The following is a 9,086-nucleotide window of genomic DNA, read 5'->3' as shown; positions in this document are numbered from 1 at the left end:
CGGGGGCGGGGAGCCACTCGTCCAGCATCTGGTCGGCGTGGTGATAGGCGCGATAGACGACCTCGTCCATTTCGTCCCAGTCGAACATGCTCACGTCGCTGACCGGCATGTGCAGGACGAGATCGGCCCGCGAGTCGATGTCCCGGCTTTCGCGCTCGCTGGTCAGCGTCGCGGTGTGGAACAGGATCTTGAACATGTTCAGATGCCGAGCCGCCGCGCCGACCGACAGCAGCGACGTGGTTTGCGCATCCTCGGCGGTGTCGACGCGCAGATTCGGCTCCCGGCTGACGTCGGAGACGATGATGCGACCCCGGCCGAAGGCGGCCATCGGCTCGAACGGGATCGCGCTCAACAGGCCGCCGTCGACCAACAGATCCCCCTGGTGCACGATCGGCGGCGCGATCCCGGGCACCGCCATGCTCGCCCCGACCCAGGTCGCGAGCGCGCCGCTGTCGTGCACCATGGGCGTGCCCCGCGTCAGATTGGTGCTCAGGCAGTAGAACGGGATGTCGAGATCCTCGATCCGGCGCTCGCCGAACAGGACCCGCAGCTGTCGGTGGAACTTCTGCGCGCTGATCAGCGAGATTCTCGACAGCGAGTAGTCGTTGAGAAACTTGCCGGTGACGAACGTCGCGCGCAGCCGGGCCAGCAGTTCGTGCGCGTCGTAACCCATCGCCACCAGCGCGGCGACCATCGCCCCCATGCTCGTGCCGCCGACGGCGTCGATGGGAATGCCGCGCTCCTGCAGTGCGCGCACGAGTCCGACGTGGGCGAAGCCGCGGGCCCCGCCGCCGCCCAGCACGAGACAGATGCCGCGCCCGGAGACGAGCCGTGCCAGCCGCGCGATATCGCGCGGCGGCAGTGTGCGTTCGACGCGGTGATGGATGTCCGCGCCGACACGTTCGCGCCATGCGAGCCCGGAATAGCGCGCATTGCCGTCGTGCAAGAGCGCGAGCTCGCGCGGCGCCCGCAGATTCTGCTCACCGAGCCAGGCCAGATTGCGCGAGACGAACGGGCGCTGGTCGGCGCTGGCCACCACGAGAATACGATCGGCCTGACGCAGGCAGCGCCGCGTCCAGGCGTCGGGCGCGGCGCTGCCCTGATAGACCAGATAGCGATAGCGATCCTCGAGCTGGGTGAGCCAGCCGGTGAGACGGCGGTGACGGTCGCCGCCGCCGAAATCGGTCGCGGCCATGCCCTCGCCCAGCGCCTGCTCCACCCGCGCGACGTCCAGCCGCAGGGTGGCGGCGACCCGCCCGAGCTCCGCGGACAGCGCGTGCGCGAACGCCGCCACATCGACGCCCGGATGGGCCGGTACCACGGCGTAGGTGCGGGTACTGCGCACGCTCTCGCGTTCGGGTGCCGGCGTGACCGCACGCAGGCGGGCCACCACCAGCCGGGTGACCTGAAGCATGGCCGTGGGATGTCGCACGACGAGGTCGTCGAACACCTCGCGCGAGAGGCGGATCATCGCGGTGTCGCGCAGCGCGTAGGCGTCCGCGGTGTGGCGCTCGGCCGTCACCAGCGTGATCTCGCCGACAGTGTCGCCGGCACCGACCTCGCCGAGCATCAGCGGCGGCCCGTCGGGGTTCGCGCCGACCACGCGAATGCGCCCGTTGACGATCAGATAGAGCGCGTCGCTGGGCTGGCCGACGCGAAACAGGTATTCACCGCCGCCGATCTCGATCCATTCCGCGCGGGCCGCCGCCGCGCGCAGGGCACGTCGGTCGAGATCACGGAACAGCGCGTTGGCTTTCAGCGCTGCCTGTATATCCATGCGGCCATTCTAGAGCCTGTGGCCGGGTTGCGCGCGGCACGCATTGCAGCTCGGGGCCATGACACGCGGTCGGGCATTGAAGCGCACGCCAGCGATTCGGCAGACCGGCCCGACACAACCCGCGCCCGGCCGCGCTTCACGTCGTCGTAAGCGGCGCGGCCGATGCCGCGCTCCAGGCCGGCATGCGCCCCGTGCCGCGGAAGAGCGAATTGCGCCGGATACAAAAACCCGGGCGAACCCGGGCTTCTCGACGCGCCTCGTGCGGGGTTTTAGGCCGCGTCTTCCATGTCGGGGCTGTAACGACCCTCGGCGGCCGCGCCGTTGTTGCGGGCGCGCTTGTAGTAGGCCTGCTGCGCGGCCGGAATGTTGTCAGGCTCGCCCCGCCAGGCGGCCAGCGCCGGCGCCTGCAGCGCCCGGCCGTAGGAGAACGACAGCGCCCACGGCTGCGGGCCGCGCTTGTTCATGGCGTCCAGGTGCGCGGTGGCGACCTCGTCGCTCTGGCCTCCCGACAGAAAGACGATGCCCGGCACCGCCGCCGGCACCCGGCGCCGCAGGCAGCGCAGCGTCGCGTCGGCGACTTCCTCCACGCCCGCCTGCTGCGGGCACTGCTTGCCGGCGATCACCATGTTGGGCTTGAGCAGCATGCCCTCGAGCAGCACCCGCTGGGTCTTCAGTTCGTCGAAAACGCGGTCCAGCACGCGATCGGTGACCGCCTCGCAGCGCTCGATCGAGTTGGCGCCGTCCATCAGCACTTCCGGCTCGACGATCGGCACGATGCCGGCCTCCTGACAGAGCGCAGCGTAGCGGGCCAGCGCGTGGGCGTTGACATGAATGCAGTAGTCGCTCGGGCGATCGTCCGCGATGTCGATCACGGCCCGCCACTTGGCGAACCGCGCACCGGCCTCGCGGTATTCGCCCAGCCGATCGCGCAGCCCGTCCAGGCCCTCGGTGACCTTCTCTTCCGGGCTGCCGGCCAGCGGCTTGGCGCCCTTGTCCACCTTGATGCCCGGAATCACGCCCTTGTCCGCCAGCAGCCGGGCGAACGACGTGCCGTCATCGGCGTTCTGGAACAGGGTCTCCTCGAACAGGATGACGCCGCTGATGAACTGCTCCGCGCCCTCGGTCGTGAACAGCAGGTTCCGATAGGCCTGACGCGTGGCCTCGGTCGACTCCACGTTGATGCTGTCCAGCCGCTTCTTGATGGTGCCCGTGGACTCGTCGGCCGCGAGCACGCCCTTGCCCGGTGCGACCAGTGCCTTTGCCGTATCGATCAGTGCCTGTTCGTACATCGCCATTCTTCCAAACCAATTTGCGCGGAATAATACCGGAAAACACGCACCGCGAAGAGACCTTGCGCCGCGCACCCTGAACTGGCGGAGAGGGTGGGATTCGAACCCACGAGGGGCGTGAACCCCTGCCGGTTTTCAAGACCGGTGCAATCAACCGCTCTGCCACCTCTCCGATGTACCGAACGCGCGCGGAATCCGATCGATCCGCGCCCGTCGGCGCACATATTGTCGTTAAAGCGCTGCCATCGACGCAAGCACCGTCGGCTCGCGAGCTGTAACGGCCCGAGCGTTGGCACCGCGAAGCGACAGCGAAACGCCATCCGCAAGCCAACGCCTGATCTTGTTTTTTCATGCGGCGGCAGCTCTCGCCCGTTCAGGCGGCCACCCATCGATGCGCTGAAAATTTCGACTGGATCCCCTCGACACGAGAGTCCGTCAGAATCCGACGGCTTGGCTCATGAGACGATCCTCGGCAGTCGACTGACGCTCGCGCAGCTTCGACAGCGCCGAATCGAGCCGCGGTTACGAGACCTGCAGCGGGGCACTTTCGACTTCCAGGGCGCGGCGGACGTTTGACGGCGGTCGAAGACCTCTGATCAGGGCGGCTTCGAGCGCCCTTGTGTGGTGCACAGCGACGCTTCCCGGTTGCCTCGGGCTTCAAAGCTTTATAGAATCGCGCCTCGCCGAGCCGGGGTAGCTCAGTCGGTAGAGCAACTGATTCGTAATTAGTAGGTCGGAGGTTCGATTCCTCTCCCCGGCACCAGATATGCTGTTAAATCAGAAAGTTAAGGCGGCTCAAATTAGCTGCCCATTCTCCTACCCATCAATGGAAAAACGCGCCATTGATGCTCGTTGGTCGAGGGCTTGGTGCAAAACGAAACAGTTTCGAAACGCACCAAGACGACGACTTCAACGAAGCCGTAGAGCGCGAGCAGCACCTTGGCCTGGCAGTGGATTCAGAAGGTGTACACCAAGCGGCGAGGCTTGCACGGGACGGACGCACTAGGTAGCTTCGGAGCCGATGAAGCCCGGCCATGCACTCGCTGAAGATTTGCGCCGCTTTGGCCTCGTACTGCTCGCCGCTGGGATTGTCAGCGGGTTCCTACAGGACAAGGTAAGTCTTGGCGCTGCGATCTATGCCGCCGTCATAGGCGTTGCGTGCAATATCGTGGGATACTGGCTGCACAGCCGGGAGGATCAACCATGACTCCGTACATCGTTATCACCATCGCGGCCGTCGGCATGCTGGGTGCGATCCCGTTCGTGCGTTACCTCGAACGGAAAGACCACGACGACAAGCGCCGGCACTAGACGCCGCTCCCCGCGCGCACGGGCGTCCCGCGAATCAGATCACGGGCCTGCTGGCAGACGGTGCGGGCGCGTTTGGTGGCGCGGTTGGTAGATTCTTTGGAGCGCCCCGTGGTCTCGGCGGTTGCGGCTGCAAACTCCTTCGTTTGCTTAGGTGGCTTTTGATACCCGACTTCAGGTGAGTCAACTTGACCCACCTGATTCTGAATCGCCTCCCAAACCTCTTTGCGCCGCTGCATATGCTCGGCGTACTCGGTGGCCGATAGCTCCGAGCGCGCGCCGTCCGCCGTGCGCAAGAACTGTTGAAGCAGTTTCCGGAATCGAAGGGTGGCCCGCGTACTGATAACCGGGTTGGCGACAACCCAGTTAGTAGGCGGGAAGCAGCAGAGGACGCTGGCATGACGCGCCAGCAATACCGCACCGCGATGGATGTGGGCCACGTTCCCGGCTCTACCGGTAGACACAAAAAAGCCCGCCGAAGCGGGCTCGTTATCAACTGCGTGGGCGCATCGCGCTTATCGGACCTGAATCGACTGCGACGTGCAGTCCCCATTCGATACAGTCCCCATAAAGGCATTGAGCTTGACAGTGCACTTTTCGACGTTGAGACCACTACGGCCGTCACTAGAGATGTTCGTGACGTACGGGCCAGCGGTCGTGCATCCGACCAAACCGGCTGCGATCACGGTAAGTGCCATTATTTGCTTCATTTTTCTCCCTCGGTTTTTGCGCGCATATCGCGCCCGAGGAGCCTAAAAGCGAGCAATGTCCCATGCAAGCATCACGTAACAAGCTGAGCTTTCGGCGGCCTCATAGATAGAAAGCCCCCACCGGCCTCGCCGATAGGGGCTGTGCCGGCCACGCTTGGTGAGAGCTGCCAGCCGTCGCGGTTGCTTACACTCAGCGGGGACTCACGACTAAGCCCACTGCTACACCTCCCGGCACCGCCGGCCCTGTAGCGAGGGACAGAGGAGCGGCTTAGGCCGCCACCTTGCTGACTAGGAATGCTAGCGGCACGGACTTGCGTTCGATCACGCGCTGCCAGTGCGAGGCCTCGCCCATCTCGGCGATCGTCGGCGATTCGCCACCTACCGTGCCCTCGATCCAGCTAAAGCCGGCCGGGTGCATCGCGGTATTCATACGACTGTGCAGGATTTCCTGGCCGCCACCGTTCCCCGCACTCGGGTTATTCTCGATCTCAGTACCCGCCGCAATACGCGGTTCGGCCGTGCCATAGCCAATTGCGCCGTTACCGAACAAGATGCTCGTATAAGCGCCGGTATCGACCGTCAGGCCGTCGTCCATAATGACCGCCAAGCCCCGGAAAGTCGGCATCACCAGATTGCCCTGGCTGTCGCGGACGAACTCGATCAGATCGTTTTCGAGCGCCTGCTTGTAGATGTCGGAGTGCACAGCCAGCGCGCTAATGCTGGACATGGCATCGCCCATCGTGTGCGCGGCACGGATCACGGACTTGGCGGAAAAGACTGCGGCATCGCCGGTTGCGCCGGAAATATCCAGCACCATATCGCCGTCGTCGTTGGCCTCGTTCGCCGCCCGGATACCGTTCAGCGCCGAGATAAGCCGGCGCTGGAGCTGGCGATTCCAGTAGGCCGTCGTGCGGCTCTGAATGCGATCCAGCGCGTTGTCGCCCGCAATCTCGGAAGCCAGGTTCATCGCGGACCAAGACCCATGCAGAAACGACTTGCGGGTGATCTGCTTGCCAGCCCCGATCTTAGAAGGCGTCGAGTATTGCTCTGGATCGTCGGAGGCAATATCAGCCTCGGTGTTTTCCAGATCTCTCCAGAACGGGGTCGTAAACGAATGCGCGCCGGCCCTGAGCTGATCAACGATTGTTGCGTTTCGAGTCGCCACGCCGGATTGCACGAGCGCGGTTTGTTCCATTGTGTTTTCAACGACGTAGTTCGTAAACTGCGCCGGCTCAATAATGTCGTTAAGGTTAGTTACTGCCATGAGAATCTCCTATGTGTAGACAGTAGGTTGATTCTCAGAGTCACGGACTCGGAGGGTTCGCCACGGGCGATATTCGTCAGCCAGAGCGCACGGCGCGGGCCGATTCACGTCACAAACGCGGCACGGCCGTTTTTGGCTGACGCTATAATATAACACTATTGTAGGCCGAACGCCCGTTTTTCCTCACGTGGCGCCGGTTTATCCGATGCCTGAGCCGGCCGGCTGCTACCACCGACTGCGCCGCCGCCGTTGTTACGTGGCGCGGCCATTAGCGGCTTGAGCGAATCCAGGCCGCGATCATTTACGAGTCGCTGCACGGTGCTAACGTCGAACGCGCATTCCTGCTCGCCGAGCTTTACCGGATTGCCGTCGCTATCCTTGATCTTGAGTTCGCCGCCGGCGTTTTCGACGCTGAAATAGCGGCCGAACTCTTGGCGCAGATAGCCGGCCAGGTTCTCGCTTGGCGCGAGGCTTTCAAATACCTGCATGATCGGGCGCTGGGTGACGCGCTCCAATTCGGTCGCGGAATCCTCGGCGCGTTTGCTCTGGCGCTCGGACTCGGTTACTGCGTCCTTCTTTTCCTGCAAGAGCTTGGCATTGTGCTGTTTCAGACGTTCGATCTCATCTTGAAGCGCCTGTACGTCGGTTTCTTCGGTCTCTGCCATGGGTATGTCCTCTACATCACGCCGGTTTTACGGCGGGTAAACATGGGTCGCTGATACGTTAAGGCGTAGCGGCACGCATCGGCGCCGTGATCGGCGGCCGTGGTATCCAAGTCTTCCGGTCGATTCTGTGAGCGGTCGAGATACGGCACGGTTCTAAGCCAGTAGCCGCATCGCTCGCTGATATACAAACCGGGTTTATCGGGTAGACCGGCATCGGCCATCATGCGGCGCATCTTCTGCCAGCCGGCCAGACGCTCGCCTTTGTCGGCCTTGTCGATACGCAAGCCCGCGCGACGATATTCCTGTGCCAGCGTGCCGGCGTCGCTGCCATGGTTGCTGAAACAGGCGTCATCCATGCAGCCGGCTGGGGTCATCACCCATTGATGACACGCCGCAATCACAAGGCTGGCCATATCGGGCACGGTCATGCCGAGCCCCTGGTTGAGCGTGTCTTTTTCGACAAAAGCGATCTCATCGAACAGCACGATGCTATCGGCCGGATAGAATCGGCCGTCGTTGTCTTGTGCTCCCATGCTGCGAGCGCATAGATAGAACACAGCCGGCGCGGCCGAACCGTGGTCGCCAGCAACAAAGAACTCCCAATCGGGATCATCCGGCAGCTTGGCCCACGGCGCGATCACATTGCGGGCGGTATCGAATACCTGGCCGAAAAATGCCCCGCGTGCAATGTTCCAATCGCCATGGAGCCAAGCTTTCTGCAACTCGGCGTCGGAGGCCGTAGCAGCCTTGATCTGGGCGCCATAATCGGCGCCTAGATGCGGGTTGTCGTGCAGGGTTGAGGGTGCCGTGACGAACGTGCGCCCGGATTTGGGCTCGATGTACGGCAGCCACGGGCTTTGACCGGCGACGTGTCGCTGATTCATCCATGCATGGCCCGAGCCGCCCGGATTCGCCGACAGGATCAGACGACACGGCACATTGGCCTTACTGCGCAGGCTCGACCGCAACAGATCCAACGGGCGCGGGTCGGGATACTGGCCCGCTTCCTCGACGGCAATCAGCGAGAACGACTTGCCTTGGAACTTGATGAAATCGGCCTGGCTTTCCAGTTGGTCAAGCTGGACGGTCGCCTGATTGGGAAAGCGAAAGATATGTTGCTGCGCGTTGTAGCTCAGCGCCGAGCCGTACGCCGTGCCGAACAGATAGCGGGCCTCGGCCTCGAAGTCGCGCAGATCGGGGAAATTCTTACGCACCACGAGCACGCGGGCGTTGATGCCGTGCATCTCGACGTGGCGCAGGATCAGCAGCAGCAGAGCAAACGTCTTGCCACCCCCACGACCGCCCGTTAGAGCCACATCGTACTGTTCGGGAGTCGCCAACACGCGTGCCTGAAAGGCGCTGGGCTCGATACGCTCGGCGACCTCAGCCATTTTGGCCGATAGCCTCGTTGTGCTCGACACTGACCAGCCGTTCGTACTGGCGAGCACTCATGCTGCCGGGCAGATTTATAGTGACTGACGAACGCTCAGCGCCCGCTGTGTCGCCTTTCTCCGAGAGGCCGTGCCGAGACGCCAGGATGAACCGCGCGGCGCTTACATCGCCCTCCATCGCCAGCGCGTACATCTTCGCCACCACAGCATCACGCTCGATCGCCTTAGCCTCCTCCCATAGCGCTTGGGCGTCTTCATCGTCGCGGAGAATGCGTTTCCAAACCTTGTAAGACAGCCCCAGGGCTCGGCAAATCTTCGTCGGCTGCAAAGCCGCGCCTTCGGCACACCGCAGGACATGGTCGCGGGCACCGGGCGGCAGGGTTTTCCGTGGTCTCGGCATTGTTTCAGGCCCTCAGCCGGCTGTTTGACTCGCGAAAAATCGCAGATTCACGAGAAGTTGTATGTTTATACAGTACCTGTTTTTGTTGGGTAGGTCAATGGGTACGTGCATTAAACCGCAGTAAGTGACTGATACCAATGCGCCGTCAGTAGAGGCTTCCTCCGCCATATGGGTGGGCGTGTCAATCCGCCCCCTATATTCCGCCGCACATGGGGGTTCTCACCCGTTAATGCGGACACTTCAAAGAAGGCTCATCATGGGCCGGCAAAAGGAGTGTTATGC

At 63.2% G+C, this 9,086-nt stretch carries 7 protein-coding genes and 2 tRNA genes; 1 reads left to right on the top strand and 8 read right to left on the bottom strand.

Features of this window, described 5'->3' with window-relative positions; all coding sequences use genetic code 11:
• The 3 genes from SAHL_RS18370 to SAHL_RS16395 all read right to left on the bottom strand — a co-directional run.
• Positions 1-1,777: patatin-like phospholipase family protein (locus SAHL_RS18370; RefSeq protein WP_123592495.1), on the bottom strand; the 1,777-nt coding region annotated here is incomplete at its 3' end.
• Positions 1,778-2,046: 269 nt separating this feature from the next.
• Positions 2,047-3,066 (bottom strand): class I fructose-bisphosphate aldolase, encoded by a 1,020-nt coding sequence (locus tag SAHL_RS16400; RefSeq protein WP_123592494.1) that lies wholly within the window; start codon positions 3,064-3,066, stop codon positions 2,047-2,049.
• Positions 3,067-3,148: 82 nt separating this feature from the next.
• A tRNA-Ser gene (locus SAHL_RS16395) sits at positions 3,149-3,238 on the bottom strand.
• Between the two features lie 515 nt (positions 3,239-3,753).
• On the opposite strand from SAHL_RS16395, the gene SAHL_RS16390 reads away from it, so the two are divergent.
• Positions 3,754-3,829: transfer RNA gene (locus SAHL_RS16390), tRNA-Thr, on the top strand.
• Positions 3,830-4,373: 544 nt separating this feature from the next.
• Here SAHL_RS16390 and SAHL_RS16385 read toward each other — a convergent pair.
• The 5 genes from SAHL_RS16385 to SAHL_RS16360 form a co-directional block, all read right to left on the bottom strand.
• Positions 4,374-4,814 (bottom strand): hypothetical protein, encoded by a 441-nt coding sequence (locus tag SAHL_RS16385; RefSeq protein WP_148045596.1) that lies wholly within the window; start codon positions 4,812-4,814, stop codon positions 4,374-4,376.
• Positions 4,815-5,352: 538 nt separating this feature from the next.
• Entirely contained in the window at positions 5,353-6,348 is a 996-nt protein-coding gene (locus tag SAHL_RS16375; protein ID WP_148045595.1) for a major capsid protein, read from the bottom strand.
• Between the two features lie 155 nt (positions 6,349-6,503).
• Positions 6,504-7,013, bottom strand: coding sequence for a hypothetical protein (locus SAHL_RS16370; protein WP_123592490.1), 510 nt, complete (start codon positions 7,011-7,013; stop codon positions 6,504-6,506).
• An 11-nt stretch (positions 7,014-7,024) separates the two neighbouring features.
• Positions 7,025-8,404 (bottom strand): terminase large subunit domain-containing protein, encoded by a 1,380-nt coding sequence (locus SAHL_RS16365; RefSeq protein WP_123592489.1) that lies wholly within the window; start codon positions 8,402-8,404, stop codon positions 7,025-7,027.
• On the bottom strand, positions 8,397-8,732 hold the full coding sequence (locus SAHL_RS16360; protein WP_184947786.1) for a hypothetical protein: 336 nt from the start codon (positions 8,730-8,732) through the stop codon (positions 8,397-8,399). The genes SAHL_RS16365 and SAHL_RS16360 overlap by 8 nt, the downstream gene beginning before the upstream one ends.
• Positions 8,733-9,086 lie beyond the last annotated feature (354 nt).

Origin of the sequence: Salinisphaera orenii subsp. halophila YIM 95161 (assembly GCF_003732545.1) — a bacterium.
GTDB lineage: Bacteria > Pseudomonadota > Gammaproteobacteria > Nevskiales > Salinisphaeraceae > Salinisphaera > Salinisphaera orenii_A.
This window is presented reverse-complemented; position numbering and strand designations above follow the sequence as displayed.

Bases quoted from the DNA above. Each gene is read 5' to 3' on its own strand.
- SAHL_RS16400 (WP_123592494.1), bottom strand. From the start codon at position 3,066: ATGTACGAACAGGCACTGATCGATACGGCAAAGGCACTGGTCGCACCG.
- SAHL_RS16375 (WP_148045595.1), bottom strand. From the start codon at position 6,348: ATGGCAGTAACTAACCTTAACGACATTATTGAGCCGGCGCAGTTTACG.
- SAHL_RS16370 (WP_123592490.1), bottom strand. From the start codon at position 7,013: ATGGCAGAGACCGAAGAAACCGACGTACAGGCGCTTCAAGATGAGATC.
- SAHL_RS16365 (WP_123592489.1), bottom strand. From the start codon at position 8,404: ATGGCTGAGGTCGCCGAGCGTATCGAGCCCAGCGCCTTTCAGGCACGC.